Origin of the sequence: Pseudomyxococcus flavus (assembly GCF_050038885.1) — a bacterium.
Taxonomy (GTDB): Bacteria; Myxococcota; Myxococcia; order Myxococcales; family Myxococcaceae; genus Myxococcus; species Myxococcus flavus.
The window spans coordinates 5,702,288-5,719,256 of the sequence record NZ_CP143624.1 but is presented as its reverse complement, the minus strand read 5'-3'; the positions used below and the strand labels follow the sequence as shown (position 1 = coordinate 5,719,256).

Genomic DNA, 16,969 nt, shown 5'->3' with positions numbered 1-16,969 from the left:
TCGCGTAACTCTCCGCTCGGATCCGCTACCGCCTTTTCCGCCTTCAATCGTGCGCCGAGGCAATCCCCAGGGAAACTCCCACTCGACTCGGTAGAATATCTCATTGGCGGCATTGCCCTCCCCTGAATGGTGGGATACTCGGACTCGGAGGAGTGCGATTCAAGACCAGAGGCTCACCAGTGATAGGCTCCTCTACTTCACCATGCAGGAGGAAAGGACCATGCCGACACGCAAGGCATCACAGGCAACAGGCGACATCGGGGTCGCGATCACCCAGATGATCGTGGAGCAACAGCTCCTTTGGATTTTCAGAGAGCAACCCAAGGACTTCGGCATAGATGCACAAGTCGAGGTGCTTGAAGGCGAACATCCAACAGGCAAGCTTTTAGCCCTCCAAATAAAGACTGGCCCATCCTACCTCCAGGAACGCACAGCAAACGGCTTCGTCTTTCGAGAAAGCCTCGACCTTCTTGACTACTGGACGAAACACTCGCTCGCAGTCATAGTGGTACTATGTGACCCCCAAACCAACACAGCATGGTGGGCCCAAATCACTCCTAGGGAGATCGAAAAGCTCGACAAGAGCTTCAAGCTGACGGTCCCCTATACCAACATCCTGAATCCAAGCGCCAAGAATCGACTCTCAAGCATTGCGGATGGCCCTGAGGATCTCCAGCGACTCCGCACCCTAGGAATGGCTCGACCATTCATGGAGACGATTCAAAAAGGCGGCTCTGTCAGACTCCACGTAGTGGTCAAGACGAATACGGTTTTTCGCCGGGCACAGGTCGTCGTGACAACGAGCGAAGGCTCGCCCACAACCCTCGAGAGGGAGATCGGTCCGTGGCTCTTGCTATGGCCAGGCGCGGACGAGGGCCTTGCCAATCTTGAAAAGCTGTTTCCATGGGCAATCCTGAAAAGAGATGAAGAAGAAGAGGAGCAGCAGCGCGAGTGGCTAATCGAAGAACTTCATGATCAACAGCACGGACAGTACTTCGAAGGCGAACTAATGGACCACGACTTGGACTACAGCGATTTCGCTGAACAGTTCGAAGGCATGAGTTATTGGGAAGTAAAGGAGTCCACGGTGGACGGTGAAGGCTATGGCGCTACGTTCGATCTCGCCCTGAGCCCTCTTGGCGTATCATATCTAATGTTAGCTCTTCACCTTGGCGGAACATAACAAGCAATCACGCTGCCAAGGCTTTGCGCCATTCACCAGCAACCTTCTCCCTCCTGCGCATGCCGCATGACAGGGCTCTCGCCTCCTAACAGGGGGCTTTAACGAAAATGGGAACGCTCGACTACCATTTGAAGCAACTCCGTGTGTACCTCGCTCGCTGGTTATCCACTGCCACCTGGAAAGAACTTGAGCCGCGCTTCGCCAGCCTTGGGCTGACTTGGCGTCCGGAGCTCGCTGAAAGACTCGGAAAAGACAAATACATCTCAACATCATTAAATCAAGAATCTCCAACAACACTAAGACGAGCAGCCCACTCAACCCTACAAGACTCACCGTCTTTCCTTACCCACCAAATTCAAAACGAACTCTGGTGGATTGAGTCAAACGGAAGCCAACGCATAACAGAAGTAACAAGGCGAACCCTAATCGAAGAGTTGCCGACACAAATTTCAGGAAACCTTCCGGTCGAAGCATTCAAAGCTCACATTGGGCTCGTTACTCTAGAATCAGGATTCAACGACGCCCTAAGCACCCTCTTCGGAGATTTGCCCTCAAGCACACGCTCTGGAACAACCCACGACCTCGTAGAATGGGGCTTCTACTCATGGCCAGATCGGCGACTATTCATTGCGCTCGAAGCAATTGTCCATCCAACAGCCAACAAGCACACACAACAAGAGGAGCTCGCACAAACCATCAGCCGCATAATCCAACAAGATGGATATACTCTTCAGAGCGGAGAACCGATATCAGGCCACCCCACCTACCAAATCCACGAACTTACGCAGGGGGTCCAAGGAAAGCCGAAGAACATCATCTTCGCCTCAAACGGCAGGAAGCCACTACTCGGATTCTCCGACGCTATAAACAACGACATTGTCGTATTGGAACATGAATCCTCCTGCCTCATTTACTCCGAGCCACTAGGAAGCGACAGCCTAACCTGGGCCACTCTCGCTCAGTGGTGGGCTCGCGAAAACAAGCTCGCCACCAAAGAAGAGGGGGCCAAGCGTCTCAGCGCGCGCCTCATCGAGTCAATCAAGTCATCTCCAGGCCAACTACTGCTATACAAAACATATCTAAAAACCTTCAGACCCCTCCTTGACGAAATGCTTCCCGCATTAATCCCCGAGGTCTATCACGTCTACGACCCTAAAACGGCAAAAGAGCGCTCTGGTCGCCCGATATTCAACAACCAGAGAATGGACTTCCTGATACTGCTCTCACACTCTAAGCGCATCGTGATTGAGATTGATGGAATGCAGCACTATTCTTTCAAAAACGGACAAGCAAATCCTTGCGCATACACCAACACCCTCCAGGGCGACCGCGAGCTGCGACTAAGGGGATATGAGGTCTATCGATTCTCTCATCATGAGATAATGGCCCACAATGGACCACAGACCATCATCTCATTCTTCGACCGGCTCTTTCGCCTCCACAATCTCCTTGTTTAACCTGTTCCGAATCCAAAGACGCTTCATCGACAAAAAAGAAAGCACTCCACATCAAAGGCAAGACATCCGGCGTTCCCTAACCTTCAGCCACCCCTGCTTCCTGAAGGGGTACGTCGAGCAGATGCGGCGCCACGTCCACACCTCGTTCCGCGTCCACCAGTCCGCAGGCGGCTGGAGGCCGACGTCGCGCAGGTTGCCGAGGCCACGGTAGCCGACGCCGTCGAGCCGGAAGGCGGCGTTGGACTCCAGCACCAGCACCTTGTCCGTCTCCGGGTGGAAGTCCACGACGAGGAAGGTGTGCCCCGAGCCCCACTGACTGCGCCACCCCTCGATGAGTGTCCAGGGGTGAGGGGGCACATCCTCCGACGGCGCCAGCAGGGCCATGCCGGACTCGACGGCGGCCGTCACGGGGGAGAAGTAGTCCTCCGTGGAGGCAATCATCATCTGCCGGTGGCGACGCATGTCCCACGAGAAAGCCGCGCCATGCGCCTCGGAGAAGGCCTTCACCAGCAGGGCCTCGACGAAGGTGCAGCAGTTGTTCAGCCTGGGCGGCGCCAGTGGGACACGGACGCCGGGCAGCGCCCACGGGTAGTACGCCCGGCTCACGTCGTACCTGTAGTCGACGAACGCCCCCAGCAGCGCGAAGAGGCGCTCCTCTGGGATGGCCAGCGGCTCATTGGCGAAAGACAGCCGGGCCATGGCAGGGGCGCGCTCCTGGGAGAAGAGCGTCGCGTAGCGCTGCGTGCGCCAGCGCGTGCACACCCAGGTGTCGAGTCCGCTCAACTGCGGCGCCACCAGCCGGGCATAGTCGGTATCGGGCGTGGGGTGTCGGGGCATCTCCTCGAGCACGAGGTAGTCGCCCGCCTCGACGTAGCCTTCGGGTGACGTGCTCGTGTCCGGCAGCGCGAAACCGCGCAGGCGCGCGGGCAGCCTCGCGACACGGTAGGTGGTGTCCATGGTGTCTCCTCCGCGTTGAAGAGGGGCTTCAACGTGTTCGACAGGGGCGGCACCGCAGCGCCCTCCCTGGCGTGTCGCAGTTCGTCTCGACACACCCCCAAAGCACTCCCACCCGATGTCCCCGAAATTGGGCCCGAGGCCTTTGTCCTCGCTGGAGGTAAGGCGCGCGGCCCCCAACGCCCTCGCACGTCGAGGGCGCCCCTCCCACCGCGCGCCTTGCCTCCACCTTGTGCGGGAGGCCCATGTGCAGCGCGACGTCAAAGTCTTCGTCCTCTCCTCTGGCTCGGGCGGTGCGCCACACCCTGGGCCCGGCTTCACTGTCGAGGCCTCCACCCTCGACGGGCTGCTGGAGGCAGTCCGCGTCGAGATTGCGGCCCGCGGACAGCGCGTGCGCGCCGCCTCTCACACGCCCACGGGCCTCTTGGCCTATGTGGAGGGCCGCCCGTGACGGTGCCTGCGGAAGTCCACCAGGCCGACGAGCGCCTCCAATCGATTCTGAAGGCGGTGGTGGTGGGCGCCCGCGTCGACGAGCCCGCCAGCCGCCCGGGTGGCGAGGAGGCCGTGGCTTTCAGCGAGGCCGGCGCCCTCCAGCCCCCGTATGAGCCGGAGGCCCTCTGCCTCCTCGTCGAGCACTCCAACTCCCTTCGCCAGAATGTCGACGCCTACGCCACCAACATCGACGGCTTCGGCTTCCGCTTCGAGCCAGCCATCGACTTCGACGCCGACGGGGCCCGGGATAAGGTGGCCGACGCCATGGCCCTGGAGCGCCTGGCCGCGCGTGACGCGGGCACGCTGCCGCCGGGGACTCCCCTGCGCCCCACGGCCGAGGAAGTCGCAGCCCATGCAGAGGAGGTACGCCAGCAGGCCCGGGTGGAGAAGGCCCGTCTGGAGTCCTTCTTCGACTTCTGCTGCTTCGACTCCAGCTTCGTCGAGCTGCGCCGCCGCACCCGCCACGACTTGGAGGTGACGGGCAACGCGTACTGGGAGGTGCTACGCGACGGCAAGGGCGACATCGCCCGCTTCGTCTACGTCCCCTCCTACACCGTGCGCCTTCTCCCGTTGGACAAGGAGTCCGTCGAGGTGCGCGAGCGCGTCCGCATCTCCGCCGTCAGCTTCGACACCGTCACCACCCGCCGACGCCTGCGTCGCTACGTCCAGGTGCAGGGCAGCGAGCGGGTGTACTTCAAGTCCTTTGGGGACTCGCGCGTCGTCTCCCGCCTCACCGGCCGCGTCTTCCCGGACGTCGCCTCCCTCAAGGCCGCGGACGCCTCGGACGGCCCCGCCACCGAGCTCATCCACTTCGCCATCCACTCGCCGCGCTCTCCCTACGGCATCCCCCGCTGGGTGGGCACCCTGCTGTCCGTCCTCGGCTCCCGGCAAATGGAGGAGGTCAACTACCTTTACTTCAACAACAAGTCCGTCCCGCCCCTGGCCCTCCTCGTCTCCGGAGGGCGGCTCTCCGACGCCTCGGTGCCGCGCATCGAGCGCTTCATCGAGGAGAACCTGAAGGGGAAGGCCAACTTCCACAAAATCCTCATCCTTGAGGCGGACGGCGCGGGCACGGGCGACGGAGGCCGCGCGAAGATTGAGCTGCGCCCGCTGACAGACGCCCAGCAGCAGGACGCCCTCTTCCAAGCCTATGACGCGCGCAACATCGACAAGGTGGGCAGCGCCTTCCGCCTGCCGCCACTGCTGCGCGGAGACGGCCGGGACTTCAACCGCTCCGTGGCCGAGGCCCAGCTGCGCTTCGCCGAGGACCAGGTGTTTCAGCCCGAGCGCGACGAGTTCGACTTCCTCCTCAACCGCAAGGTGCTCGCCGACATGGGCGTGCGCTTCTGGCGCTTCCGCAGCCAGACGACGGCCACCAGGGACCCGGAGCGCATGACGGAGATGGTAGAGCGCATGGTGCGCGTGGGGGTGCTGACACCCGAGGAGGGCCGCCACCTGGCCGGCGACATCTTCCACCGCGAGTTCCGCAAAATTGGGGACGACTGGGTGAAGCGCCCCCTCACGCTAACTTTGGCGGGCATCCAATCGGGCTCCAGCGACTTGACGCCCCCAAAGGACAAGGGCTCGCTGCTGAGCGAGGCCAAGCGACTCGTGGGCCTGCGTGAAGAGCTTCTGGCCGAGGAGGAGCGCCTGGCCCAAGGGCGCCTGGCGCTGGCCCGCAGGTACATGGACGCCGAGCACGTCCCCATCCCCCGCGAGGAGTTCGACACCTGGTTTTCGGCGAGGGAGTCATGACGCCCGAGCAGCTCCAGCGCGCGTGGGTGCTCCAGGCCCAGGCCGATGCCGAGCGGGGAGTCCTGGAGTGCCGCATGTGCCGAAGGCGCGGCCCCCTGGAGGAGACGACGACGCTGTGGCGCAACGGCCTCCTCGTCTTCGCCCTGTGTGACAGGTGCGCGGCCAGCCACGACGTCGTCTTCTCCCCCACTCAGGCAGGAGTCGAAGTGCGCGCCAAGCGCCGCAGTCCCGTGGAGCTGGTGGCGCAGGAGGAGCCCCGTGTGCACGGCCCCCGCTGACAGCCTCCTCCTCTTGCACGAGGCGCGGGCGGTGGCGGACACCCTCCTGGGAGACGTCCTGCGACTGCCGGTGGCCAAAGCCCTCGACGTTGGCACCGCCGCGGGCATGGACCACGCCGTGGCCCTGCTTGCCGCGCGCCTCCGTCGTGCCGTCGGGAGCGCGGATGTGGACGCCATGCGGGAGGCGGTGGCTGTCCTCGACGTGGACTGGAGGACGACGACAGCCGCCCAGCGCAGGCGTCTCGTCGCCCAGTCCCTGGAGGCGGCCGGCCGGCAGACAGCCGTCATCCCTTCCCGTATCCAGGCTCCCCTCGGCGACGCAGCCAACGAGGTGGTGGCGTCCACCCGCAGCCACGCCCGGCGAGAGCAGGGCCTCGCCCTCGCCGCCCGCTTCAACGCCGTCGACAGGCGCGTGGCCCAACACATCGTCCGCACCCAGGGCAACTTCGTGCGGGACGAGTACGGGCGCCGGCTGGACACCTTCGGGGAGGAGGCCCGGCGCCTTGTTGCCGAGGGGCTGGAAGCGGGCCTGGGGAGAGGAGACATCGCCGAGTCCTTGGAGCGGGCCGCGCGCGGCGCGCTCATCGAGCGGGCCCCCTTCTACTGGGAGGTGGTGGCGAGCCACTTCATCGGCCAAGGGCGCTCCTTCGCCCAGGTGAGCAGCTACGCGGAGGCTGGCATCCACCGCTACCGCATCGAGGCCGTCCTCGACGAGGCCACCACCCAGGTGTGCCGCTTCCTCCACGGGAAGACATTCGCGGTGGCCGATGCCCTCCAGCGCTTCGAGCGACTGGAGACACTCGAGCGTCCGGAGGATGTGAAGCAGGAGCTGCCCTGGGTGAGGGAGCGCCTCGACGCGGACACCGGGCGTGCCCTCCTCTACGTCAACCGAGGTGGCCAGGAAACGCGCCTGGCCGAGGTGCTCCGCTCCGCCGCTGGCACCCGCGACGACGTCGGCGAGTTCCGCGCCCTCGCTTCGGACAGACAGCTCGCGGAAGCAGGCGTGGGCTTCCCTCCTTTCCACGCCCTCTGCCGCACCGGGACACTCGCCGTCACTTAGTGATGTCCCCGATTTCGCGCCGCAGGCCTTTGTCTCTTCCGGAGACGAAACGCCATGCAGGCCACCTCGACAACTACCCCCACCTCACCTCCGACGCCGGAGGGCAACGCGACGACGCAGGAGTCGTCCTCCACGGCCAAGGCCGAGGCGACGCCCGTCGTCTGGCCTCGCGACCTCAACCTCCCCACCTCAGGAGAGCTGACGTGGGGCTTCGACCCGGAGGGCCTCTGCGATGGGTGACCCCCTCGCCAAAGCCCTCGCTCGGGCCCGACACGTCCTGGAGTCTCTCCAGGGTGAGCCGGTGGAAAAAACCATCTGGGGCAGCCCCGCGGGCAAGAAGCGCCTGGCGAAGCGCCTTGTGGCCATGCTGCCCGCGCACAAGACGTATGTGGAGCCCTTCGCCGGCAGCGCCGCCGTCCTCTTCGAGAAGGCTGCCTCGGACGTCGAAGCCATCAACGACGCGGACACGGAGATTGCTGACGCCTACCGGCTCATCCAGAAACTGACGCCAGCGAGCCTGGCCAAGCTGAAGAAGCTGCCGTGGGTGGGCGACGAGAAGACATTCAAGAGCCTCTTCGACGCCAAGCCCAAGGGCGACGTCGAGCGTCTGCACCGCTTCCTCTACCTGACGCACTTCAGCTACGGGAAGTTGCGCGGGCGCAGCTTCAGCCCCAACGGCGCGGGCACGCAGGCGAAGACGCTCTCGCGCATCGAGCAGTTCGCCCCGCGCCTCAAGCGCGTAAAGGTGTACAGCGGCGACTACGAGAAGGTGGTGCGCAAGTACGACGGGAAGGACACCGTCTTCTTCCTGGACCCGCCCTACCCCGGCTACAACGTGGACGTCGGCGAGGGCGACTTCGACGAGGAGCGCTTCTATGGCGTCCTCAAGTCACTGAAGGGCCGCTGGCTCATGACGTATGGCATCCGGGGGAAGTTGCCCGGACTGCTGAAGGACTCCGGCTTCCTCGTGAAGCGCATCCGGACGCCTCGCACCATCGCCGCCATGCGCGGCGTGGGCGGCTCCTCCGTGCTGACGCAGCTCCTCGTCTCCAACTACCAGCCCGCCGCGAAGGCGCTGGAGGGCGGCAGCGACTTCGCCGTGGACGACTGGAAGTCGGAGGAGCCGTCTGGCTCCGCCCCCTTCGCAACCACGACGTCTCTCTTCAAGGGCGTCGAGCCCGACGACGAGCGGTACGTCCTGGGCATCGTCCTGGAGCCGGAGACGGTGGACGCGCAGGGCGACGTCTACTCCGCCGTGGAGATTCGCCAGGCCGCGCACCGCTTCATGGAGGAGTTTGGCGGCCTGGGCCTCATGCACCAGATGCGCGTCAACGGGCACGTGAAGGTGCTGGAGAGCTGCCTGGCGCCCGTCGACTTCTCCTTGGGCGAAGTGCCGGTGCGAAAGGGCACCTGGCTTCTCGCCGTGCGCGTCCTCTCCGATGAGCTCTGGGGCCGGGTGAAGGACGGCCAGCTGACGGGCTTCAGCATTGGCGGCACCGCGCGCCGCCTACCCGAGGCTTCCGCGGCCCCTCAGACGCCCCCTTCCGACACACCTGCCGCTGACTCCCAGCCGGAGGCCGCATGACGACCACCGCCCAAGGCCCCGCGTCCGTCCACCGCCTCGTCGACATGGTGGTGGAGGAGGTGTCCCTCGTGGACAGGGCCGCCAACAAGCACCGCTTCCTCCTCGTGAAGCGAGACGGAGACACCATGGACGACGCTCCCCAGGACACCACGCAGGCCGAGAGCACCCACAGCGCCGCCTCGGACACCTCCAAGGCCGAGGACGCGCTCCTCGCCACGGCCCAGCAGGCCCTCGAAGCGGTGACGACACTCGTCGAGGCGCTGACTTCCACGGACGGCGTCGACGGCGTGCGTGTGGTGGAGGTGGCCCAGCACCTGCGCGCGCTGGCCGACGCACTGGAGGACGAGGACGAGGACGACGACGAGAAGGAGGATGACGTCGAGGCGCGCGCCAAGGCCGCCAATCCCGCTCCGCCTCCGCCCGCGCCCGTCCCTGACGCCTCCGGCGTCATGGAGAGCCTCACCAAGCTCACCGACGCCGTCCGCGCGCTGGAGGGCTCCGTGAAGGAGCAGCATCAGCGCCTGGGCCGCGTGGAGAAGCAGCACGGCCTGCCCAACAGCAGCGCCCCCGCGGAGCGTCCGCCCAAGCCTCCCGTCGAGGACGTCGGCTGGCCCCTCGACCTCAACAAGCCCCTCAACCGGGAGAGCGTCGACAAGGCCCTCTCCTTCCACGACGTCTGACGTCCCACCCGCCACCAGGAAGCCTCAACGCCGAAGGAAACCCTCATGAGTCGTCTCGACAACAGCACCCTCTTGGCCAAGGCGGATTTGGCCCTCGCCGACCTCACGGCAGGCGGCGGCATCCTCCAGCCCGCCCAGGCGCAGAAGTTCATGCGCCTCCTCATCAAGCAGTCGGTGCTCCTGCAGCAGTGCACCGTCGTCCCCATGGCGGCCCCCAAGCAGCAGTTCTCCAAGCTGAAGTTCGGCAGCCGCATCCTCCGCCCGGGACAGGAGGCCACCGCCGTCCCCGCCGCCCAGCGCGTGAAGCCGGACCTCTCCCAGGTGGAGCTGGACGCCAAGCTCTTCAAGGGCGAAGTCAGGCTCAGCGACGAAGTGCTCGAAGACAGCATCGAGCGCGGCGAGCTGCGCCAGACGCTCATGGAGATGATGGCGGACGCCATCTCCCGCGACATGGAGGAAATCCTCGTCAACGGGGACACGGCGTCGGCAGACCCCTTCCTCGCCACGCTGGATGGCGTGCTGAAGCAGGCAACCAGCAACGTCGTCGACGCGGCCGGCGCGCCCATCTCCAAGGACGTCCTCGGAGACTTGCTCAAGTCGCTGCCCTCGGAGCACCTGCGCGACAAGAGCAGCATGGGGTTCCTCTTACCAGCGTCGACGCGGACCTGGATTACCGCAGCACGCTGGCCGAGAGGGCCACGGCTGTCGGCGACAAGTTCCTCGAGGGCGACGCGCCCGTCGTCTACTCGGGCGTCCCGCTGCGGCCCATCCCCCTGTGGCCTGAAAACCTCGGCGCGACGAATGACCGCACGGCGGTGTTGCTGTGCAACCCCAAGAATATCCACGTCGGCATCTGGCGGCAGATTCGGCTCGAGTCGGCGCGCGACATCTCCGAGGGCACGCTGAAGGTGGTGGCCACGCTGCGCTTCGACGCGAAGTTCGCGGAAGAAGCGGGCACGGCCAAGGCCATCAACGTGCAGCTGTGAGGCCCACCATGGACAACACCTTTCTCGTCCGACTGAAGGCCTACGACGCGCGCCGCGGCCACGTGCTGCGGCGCTACACGTATGCCGGAATCAAATTCCAGGAGGAGCGCGGCTGGTACCGGGTGGAGAAGCCGGTGGCGGACTACCTACGCACGGTGCGCCAGTTGCCCAGCGACGCCTACTCGCCGCTTGCCTTCGACGTGTGCACGGAGGCCGAAGCGAAGGCACTCGACGCGGCCGAGGCCGACGAGGCCAAGGTGAAGCGCAGCGCCAGCGACGAGCTGAAGCTGAGTGCGGCGCGGGCCGCAGGCACGCTGACGACGGAGGACATTCCGAAGGCCAGCGAGGAGAAGGACACGCGCCGCGCCAAGCGAGAGAAGGACTGACGTGTACGCCACGGTGGCCGACATGCGCGCCGAGGGCGTCACACCGGCCATGGCTGGCGACACCCGCCTGGCCGTCCTCCTGGAAGAGGCGACGCGCACCATCGACAAGGTGACGGGGTGGCACTTCGAGCCGCGCTCGGCGACGTTGCACCTCGACGGGCGCGGCACCCCGTCTCTTTGGCTGCCGGTGCCGCCCATTCGCCTCTACCGCCTGGCGCTGTACGGGGCGGACGTGTCCTTCTCCAAGGAGCGCCTGGTGGTGGTTGGCGCTCCGGTGGGCCCGGGCTTCGACGGGCCCCGCCTCACCTTCCGTCATGGGCGCGTCTTCCCGCGTGGCGAGGGCAACGTCACGGTGGGCGCGCGCTGGGGCTACACCGAGGCGGACGGGACGCCGGAGGGGCGCACGCCGCCCGCCATCCGCCGCGCCTGCATGCTCCTCGTCCTGCGCAGCCTCTCGCCGCTGGCGGACGAGGCCTCGTTGGAGGAGCGCACGCGCTGGCGGGTGGTGGAGGAGAGGACGCGCGAGCAGAGCTACCGCCTCGACACTGTCCGCCCCTCAGTGCGGCCTCTCACCGGAGAGCCGGAGGTGGACACCCTCCTCGCGCCCTACGTGAAGCCCTCCTTGCCCGGAGCGGCCTGATGAGGGGCAGGCTCATCTTCCCCTTCCTTGCGGAGCTGCACCGCTTGGACACCGTCGCCATGGCGGGCCCCGGCCCGGGCCCCCATGCCAGTGGTTACGACGCGGACTTCCTCGAGCCGGTGCTGGAGGACTCGGACGACGACGGCCTAGCCGAAGCCTTCCGTCGCGAATTTCCGCCCGTGCGTGTCCCCTGCCAAGTGGAGCCGGATGCCTTTGAGTCTTTGCGCATGACTCCTTCCGGCAACACCCCCCGGACGAACTTCGAGCTCGTCTTCCACTTCCGCGACTTGGAGCGCCTCGGCCTCGTCGACGCTGCTACCGGCGACGCCCTCATCCGCCCCAGCGACAGGCTGGGCGCCCTCTACGACGTCACAGGCGCACTCGTGCAGGCCGTGAGGACGCCTCCCGGGCTGTACGTCACCGAGGCGCGCCCCACGGGCTTCGGCCTCCACCGCCGGAGGCCTCGCCGAAACCTCCTTCTCGTCACCTTCAACGACAGGCCCCAAGCCCGAGGACTCGCATGAAAGCACTGCTACTCACTCCACTTCTCGCTGCTGCCCTCCTCACCCGCTGCCGCGCGCCGGACGGGTGCGCGCCGGTGTCCACGCGCTGCGCCGGCAACGTCGCCGAAATCTGCAACGGCGACAGCAACTGGCAGACGCTGGCCGACTGCGACGCTGTTAGCGAGCACAGCAACTCGGCCTTCACCTGCACCTATGTCAACGAGGAGGGCGTCGCCGGCCACACCTGCCTGCCCACCACTGTGGACGCGGGCACCTTCGACGCCGGCACCGAGAATGGCGGTGTCCTGTGAAGGGTTACCTCCAGTCCCTTCCCGGCGTGGGCGGCCTCTTCCAGCGGGACATCCAGCCCGCGGAGGTGTGGGCCTTCTGGAAGTACATGCAGGAGCGCCTGCGCACCAAGACGGCCAACAAGGCCGACTCCCTCGAAATGCAGCTGGCGGCCGAGGCGCTGCAGCGCATGGGCATCCTCGACAGGCAGCGCTTCCTGGAGAAGTACGCCACCACCGTGGGCCGCACCGTCTACCTGCCCTTCGAGGTGGGCGTGCCGAAGGGGGGCTGGGACTTGTGGGCCCAGGTGGTGGTGTGCGTCCACGAGCACCAGCACGTCGTCCAGCATGACGAGGAGGGGCCCAGCTACGAGCTGGCCTACCTCACCAGCCCCGCCGCTCGGGCCAAGTACGAGGCCGAGGCGTACACCTGCAACCTGGAGCTGCACTACTGGCGCTACGGCACCCTACCCGCCGTGCGGCCCATGGCCGAGGGCCTCAAGCACTACGGCTGCCGGCCGGAGGACGTGGAAGTGGCCGCCCACAGCCTGACTCTCGCCTCGGTGTCCGTCCGCCACGGCGCGGTGGTGAGCAAGGCCACGCAGGTGGCCCTCGAGTGGCTCAACTCGCACGTCCCCCACCTGCGGGCGAAGCAGGACTGAGGCGTCCATGGCCGTCTCGCGCACCGGAGACTGGGCACGGGCCCGCCAGTTGCTGACGGCGGGCTCGTCGCGCATTGAAGGGGCGTTGCAGACGGCCCTGCGCCGGGAGGCGCACGCCCTGCGCAAGGAGGTGGTGCAGGGCCTCACCCAGCAGGCGCCAGGGGGAGAGTCACTCCGCCCGCCCTCGCCCCTCACGCTGGCGGCGCGCCAACTCGCGGGCTTCAACGGGACGAAGGCCCTCCTCGTCTCGGGCGCGCTACGCAATTCCATCTCCGTCGTCGCGGAAGGCGACGAGGCCTTCATCGGCGTGTCGCGCACCGCGAAGAGCCCGGACGGAGAGTCCCTCGTCGACGTGGCCCAGTTGCAGGAGTACGGGGGGCCGCCCGTCGTCATCCCCATGACGCCGAAGATGCGGCGCTTCCTTTTCGCGCTGCTGCGCCAGGCCGGACTGGCCGGCCAGCCGCGCAGCGGCGGCGGGCGCGGCGTCATCGTGACGCAGACGCCCGCGCGGCCCTTCCTCCGGCCGGCCTTCGCACGCTTTCGCCAGGGCGCGAGCCGCCGCTTCCTCGCGCGGGTGGCCAAGGAGCTTGGCCTCGGAGGACCCGGGTAATGGCCGTCCCTTCCCTTACCTCCGTGACGCCCGCCTCGGGGCCTACCAGCGGCGGAGACATTCTCCGGCTCGCCGGCACGGGCTTCGCCGCGCGGGTGGAGGTGCGCCTGGGCGGGCTGCGCGCGGAGGTGCTCTCCTTGCGCCAGCAGTCGGGCACCTCGTATGTGGACGTGAGGACGCCGCCCCACGAGGCGGGCACCTTCGACGTGGAGCTACTCAACCTCTCCGCGGGCGGGAATCCCGTTCCAGGCGAGGCCGCCGTCCTCTCGGGTGCGTACCGCTACCTGCGCCCTCGCGTCGCGAAGGAAGCGGCGCTCACCCGCCTCGTGCGCACCTTGCTGCGCGAGCTGAAGCGACAGGTTGTGGCCAACGTCAGCGCCAGCGTCTCCGTCGACTACGACGACACGGTCGCGGACGGCCTCAACGTCATCGCCATGGCCTCGCTGCCCTCCGTGGTGCTGTCAGGCCCCACGCTGCGCGAGAGTCGTCGCTACTCCACCAACGTCCTCCACGAGGACGTCGTGCAGGGCCCCTCCGGCGCGGAGCTGGTGCGCAGGCGCCCCGCGTACACGGTGGATTTGGCATTTACCCTCACGGTGGCCTCCGAGCGCACCGCCGAGCTCTTCAACCTCATGGCCGCCGTGGCCACCTTCCTCAACCGCAACCGCTGGCTCTCCATGGCCCGCGACGTGGACGACGCCTCCCTTGGCACCGTCCGCTGGGAGATGGACGCTGACGGCGAGGTGCGCACGCAGCTCGGCAGCCGCGACGACGTGCGCGCCTTCACCTGGGGCTTGGTGGTGCGCGGCTTCGACGTGGACGAGGGCCTGCCCCTCGACATCGGCAAGGCCGTCGCTGGGACGCACCTCGAAACGGACTCTCTCTCCAGAGGCACCTCATGAGCGTCACCCTCACCAATGCCCTGGGCAGGCTCGTCACCTTCCTCCTGCCCCACGAGTCGTACTGCGTCGCACGCGGCACGTGCGCCTGCGGCGTGCAGCCTGGCCGTGGCGGCCGGCGCCTGCCCACCTCTCTCACCCTGGCCACGGGCGTGACGCTGGAGGGCGTGCCCGAGGCCGTCCTCTCGGTGCCTGTGGTGGCTGCGGCCATCCGCCGGGGCGAGCTCGCGCTGAAGCGCCAAACCCCCTCCGCCCCACCGTCCTCTTCATCCCTCCTCCCCGCGCCGGAAGCGTCCGCGCGCGTGTCCCGGAAAAAGCGAGGTGCCTCGTGAGTCGTGAGCTGCTGTCGTCGAAAATCGTGGTTGAGGAGGAGGAGCCGCAAGTCCGTGGCATTCCTTCCGCGCCCACCTCTGTGGCCGGCGCTGTCGGCCTGGCGGAGCGCGGGCCCATTGGCCAGGCAGTGCAGTGCACCTCCTTCGAGGAGTACCAGGCCACCTTTGGTGGTTTCACCCCAGACTCGGACCTGGCCCTCGCGGCCATGGGCTTCTTCGAGAATGGCGGCAGCAACCTCTGGGTGGTGCGCACCGCCCACTACGAGGACGCCTCCATCCCCGAGTCGCACACGGCCACGCGTGCGGCGGCGGCCCTCACCACGGGTGGCGGGCCCACGCCCGCTGTCGTGCGCGGCACCCTGCGGCCTCCCTTCACCCTGGCTGACGGCCAGCGACTGGGCGTGTCCGTCAACGGCGCCGAGGCGGTGGAAGTCGGCTTCTCCGGTGCCGAGGCCTCCGTCTCCGCGGGCCGCCCCGGGCCATATGCCCTCACCGCCGGCCAGGCGCTCCGCGTGCGCGTCGACGACGGGCGTGACGTCTTCGTCTCCTTCAACGAGGAGGACTTCGGCGACATCGCCCAGGCCACCGCGCAGGAGGTGGCCGCCGTCCTCAACGCCGGACTCATTGGAGGGCGCGCCACAGTGGAGGAGGGTGTGCTGAGAATCGCCAGCGACACCCAAGGCGCAGCCAGCCGCCTGGAGGTGGGCGACGAGGTGGCTGGCGACGTCTTCGGCTTCCCCCTGGGCCCCCAGGTAGGGAGCGGCAACGTCCAGAGTCTGCGCGCCGTGGAGCTGGCCGAGGTGCGGGCCCTCGTGGAGGCGGCCGTGGCGGGTGTCCGCGTGGCGCCCTCTTCCCTGGGGGCCCTGCAGTTGCTCACCCAGTCCACGGGGCCTGGCGCTTCCTTGCGTGTGCAGGGAGACGCGGGCCCTGGCCTCGGGCTGGACGCGATGCTGCACACAGGCGATGCCTCCGGCGACATCGACGTCCTCCTGCTGGAGGCCAAGGACGCGGGCGCCTACGCCAACCGCCTCGAGGTGGAGGTGCGCCCCGCGACGAATGGGACGCCCGACACCTTCGACGTCCTAGTCCTTGAGGACGGCGCCTACCGCGAGTCCTTCCCCAACCTCTCCTCGGTCCGGGGCGACGCACGCTACGTCGAGCGCATCCTCAATGACGAGCGCACCGGCTCCGCCTACGTCCGGGCCTTCATGGTGCAACCCGGCGCCTCCCCTGACGAGCAGACGGTGGCGCTCACAGGCGGTACCGAGGGCCTCGTCGGCCTCAATGACGCGGACTTCATCGGCTCGGAGGCCGGCGGGAGCGGTCTTTTACGCGCTCGACGAAGTGCAGGACCTCACGCTTCTCCTGGTACCGGGCCGGGCCACGCCTGCCGTGCACAACGCCATGGTGCGCTACTGCGAGGTGGCGCGAGGCGGCTTGGCCTTCGCCGTCTTGGACTCGCCCGCGGGCTACAGGGCGGCGGACATGGTTTCCTACGTCTCGCAGGAAGCCGCTCTCGAAGGCCTCTCTGAGCACGCGGCCATCTACTGGCCCCGCGTGAAGGTGCTCAACCCTGCCCGCGGCGTCTTCGGCAACGTCGCGCAGCTCGTCGTCCCGCCCTCTGGAATCATCGCCGGCGCCTTCGCGCGCAACGACGCCGCGCGCCCCGGTGGTGTGTATGAAGCCTCCGCGGGCATTGAAGCTGGGCGCATGTTCGGCGTCCTCGGCTTCGAGTCCAAGGAGTGCCTCGACGAGAAGAAGCGGGACATCGTCTACCCCCGCCGCATCAACCCGCTCACCACCGGGCCTGGCCTGCCGCGCTTCATCGACGGCAGCCGCACGCTGAAGGCCAGCGGGAACTTCCCTTACGTCGCCGAGCGTCGCGGGGTGTCCTTCATCGAGCGCAGCCTCAAGGCAGGGCTGCAGTTCGCCCGGCACCGCAACAACACGGAAGGGCTGCGCGCCCAGGTGCGGCGCTCCATCGCCACCTTCCTCCTCGCACAGATGAAGAACGGCGCCTTCCGCAGCCAGGAGCCCGCCAAGGCCTTCTTCGTCGACGTCTCGGACGCCCTCAACCCGCCGTCCGTCGTCTTCGCCGGCAAGCTGGTGGCGCGCATCGGGCTCGCCACCAACAAGCCGGCCGAATTCATCGTCCTGCGCATCGCCCAGGACACCCGCGCCCTCGAAGCCGAGCTGGCTTCGGCAGGCCTGTGAGGACCT

General features: G+C 67.0%; 21 protein-coding genes. 20 read left to right on the top strand and 1 reads right to left on the bottom strand.

Annotation, left to right across the window (positions count from 1 at the left end):
- Nucleotides 1-220: 220 nt before the first annotated feature.
- Complete coding sequence (locus tag VZL07_RS23905) at nt 221-1,183, top strand: DUF4365 domain-containing protein (RefSeq protein WP_426749930.1); 963 nt, start codon at nt 221-223, stop codon at nt 1,181-1,183.
- A gap of 107 nt (nt 1,184-1,290) precedes the next feature.
- Complete coding sequence (locus VZL07_RS23900) at nt 1,291-2,640, top strand: hypothetical protein (protein ID WP_426749929.1); 1,350 nt, start codon at nt 1,291-1,293, stop codon at nt 2,638-2,640.
- Between the two features lie 51 nt (nt 2,641-2,691).
- On the opposite strand, the gene VZL07_RS23895 is transcribed toward VZL07_RS23900, so the two are convergent.
- On the bottom strand, nt 2,692-3,597 hold the full coding sequence (locus VZL07_RS23895) for a hypothetical protein (protein ID WP_426749927.1): 906 nt from the start codon (nt 3,595-3,597) through the stop codon (nt 2,692-2,694).
- A gap of 244 nt (nt 3,598-3,841) precedes the next feature.
- On the opposite strand from VZL07_RS23895, the gene VZL07_RS23890 reads away from it, so the two are divergent.
- The 18 genes from VZL07_RS23890 (at nt 3,842) to VZL07_RS23805 (ending at nt 16,963) form a co-directional block, all read left to right on the top strand.
- Nucleotides 3,842-4,045: a hypothetical protein gene (locus VZL07_RS23890; protein ID WP_426749926.1), complete on the top strand. Its 204-nt coding sequence runs from the start codon at nt 3,842-3,844 to the stop codon at nt 4,043-4,045.
- Nucleotides 4,042-5,841: a phage portal protein gene (locus VZL07_RS23885; protein WP_426749925.1), complete on the top strand. Its 1,800-nt coding sequence runs from the start codon at nt 4,042-4,044 to the stop codon at nt 5,839-5,841. The genes VZL07_RS23890 and VZL07_RS23885 overlap by 4 nt, the downstream gene beginning before the upstream one ends.
- Nucleotides 5,838-6,119, top strand: a complete 282-nt coding sequence (locus VZL07_RS23880) for a hypothetical protein (protein ID WP_426749923.1) — start codon at nt 5,838-5,840, stop codon at nt 6,117-6,119. The genes VZL07_RS23885 and VZL07_RS23880 overlap by 4 nt, the downstream gene beginning before the upstream one ends.
- Nucleotides 6,100-7,179 carry a head morphogenesis protein gene (locus tag VZL07_RS23875; RefSeq protein ID WP_426749922.1) on the top strand — a complete coding sequence of 360 codons (1,080 nt, stop codon included), beginning with the start codon at nt 6,100-6,102 and terminating at the stop codon, nt 7,177-7,179. Before VZL07_RS23880 ends, VZL07_RS23875 begins: the two co-directional genes overlap by 20 nt.
- Before the next feature lie 54 nt (nt 7,180-7,233).
- Nucleotides 7,234-7,419, top strand: a complete 186-nt coding sequence (locus VZL07_RS23870; protein WP_426749921.1) for a hypothetical protein — start codon at nt 7,234-7,236, stop codon at nt 7,417-7,419.
- On the top strand, nt 7,412-8,764 hold the full coding sequence (locus VZL07_RS23865) for an XkdF-like putative serine protease domain-containing protein (RefSeq protein ID WP_426749920.1): 1,353 nt from the start codon (nt 7,412-7,414) through the stop codon (nt 8,762-8,764). Before VZL07_RS23870 ends, VZL07_RS23865 begins: the two co-directional genes overlap by 8 nt.
- On the top strand, nt 8,761-9,444 hold the full coding sequence (locus VZL07_RS23860) for a hypothetical protein (protein ID WP_426749919.1): 684 nt from the start codon (nt 8,761-8,763) through the stop codon (nt 9,442-9,444). Before VZL07_RS23865 ends, VZL07_RS23860 begins: the two co-directional genes overlap by 4 nt.
- A gap of 45 nt (nt 9,445-9,489) precedes the next feature.
- Nucleotides 9,490-10,350, top strand: a complete 861-nt coding sequence (locus VZL07_RS23855) for a phage major capsid protein (RefSeq protein WP_426749918.1) — start codon at nt 9,490-9,492, stop codon at nt 10,348-10,350.
- An 88-nt stretch (nt 10,351-10,438) separates the two neighbouring features.
- Nucleotides 10,439-10,816 carry a hypothetical protein gene (locus VZL07_RS23850; protein ID WP_426749917.1) on the top strand — a complete coding sequence of 126 codons (378 nt, stop codon included), beginning with the start codon at nt 10,439-10,441 and terminating at the stop codon, nt 10,814-10,816.
- A gap of 1 nt (nt 10,817) precedes the next feature.
- Entirely contained in the window at nt 10,818-11,456 is a 639-nt protein-coding gene (locus VZL07_RS23845; RefSeq protein WP_426749916.1) for a hypothetical protein, read from the top strand.
- The gene (locus VZL07_RS23840; RefSeq protein ID WP_426749915.1) at nt 11,456-11,980 is read left to right on the top strand and encodes a hypothetical protein; all 525 of its coding nucleotides are present in this window, start codon (nt 11,456-11,458) and stop codon (nt 11,978-11,980) included. Before VZL07_RS23845 ends, VZL07_RS23840 begins: the two co-directional genes overlap by 1 nt.
- Nucleotides 11,977-12,270 carry a hypothetical protein gene (locus tag VZL07_RS23835; RefSeq protein WP_426749914.1) on the top strand — a complete coding sequence of 98 codons (294 nt, stop codon included), beginning with the start codon at nt 11,977-11,979 and terminating at the stop codon, nt 12,268-12,270. The genes VZL07_RS23840 and VZL07_RS23835 overlap by 4 nt, the downstream gene beginning before the upstream one ends.
- Nucleotides 12,267-12,908 carry a hypothetical protein gene (locus tag VZL07_RS23830; RefSeq protein WP_426749913.1) on the top strand — a complete coding sequence of 214 codons (642 nt, stop codon included), beginning with the start codon at nt 12,267-12,269 and terminating at the stop codon, nt 12,906-12,908. The genes VZL07_RS23835 and VZL07_RS23830 overlap by 4 nt, the downstream gene beginning before the upstream one ends.
- A gap of 7 nt (nt 12,909-12,915) precedes the next feature.
- Entirely contained in the window at nt 12,916-13,518 is a 603-nt protein-coding gene (locus tag VZL07_RS23825; protein WP_426749912.1) for a hypothetical protein, read from the top strand.
- The gene (locus VZL07_RS23820) at nt 13,518-14,420 is read left to right on the top strand and encodes an IPT/TIG domain-containing protein (protein WP_426749911.1); all 903 of its coding nucleotides are present in this window, start codon (nt 13,518-13,520) and stop codon (nt 14,418-14,420) included. The genes VZL07_RS23825 and VZL07_RS23820 overlap by 1 nt, the downstream gene beginning before the upstream one ends.
- On the top strand, nt 14,417-14,749 hold the full coding sequence (locus VZL07_RS23815) for a hypothetical protein (RefSeq protein WP_426749910.1): 333 nt from the start codon (nt 14,417-14,419) through the stop codon (nt 14,747-14,749). The genes VZL07_RS23820 and VZL07_RS23815 overlap by 4 nt, the downstream gene beginning before the upstream one ends.
- The gene (locus VZL07_RS23810) at nt 14,746-16,281 is read left to right on the top strand and encodes a phage tail sheath protein (RefSeq protein WP_426749909.1); all 1,536 of its coding nucleotides are present in this window, start codon (nt 14,746-14,748) and stop codon (nt 16,279-16,281) included. The genes VZL07_RS23815 and VZL07_RS23810 overlap by 4 nt, the downstream gene beginning before the upstream one ends.
- Complete coding sequence (locus VZL07_RS23805; RefSeq protein WP_426749908.1) at nt 16,235-16,963, top strand: phage tail sheath family protein; 729 nt, start codon at nt 16,235-16,237, stop codon at nt 16,961-16,963. The genes VZL07_RS23810 and VZL07_RS23805 overlap by 47 nt, the downstream gene beginning before the upstream one ends.
- Nucleotides 16,964-16,969: the final 6 nt, after the last annotated feature.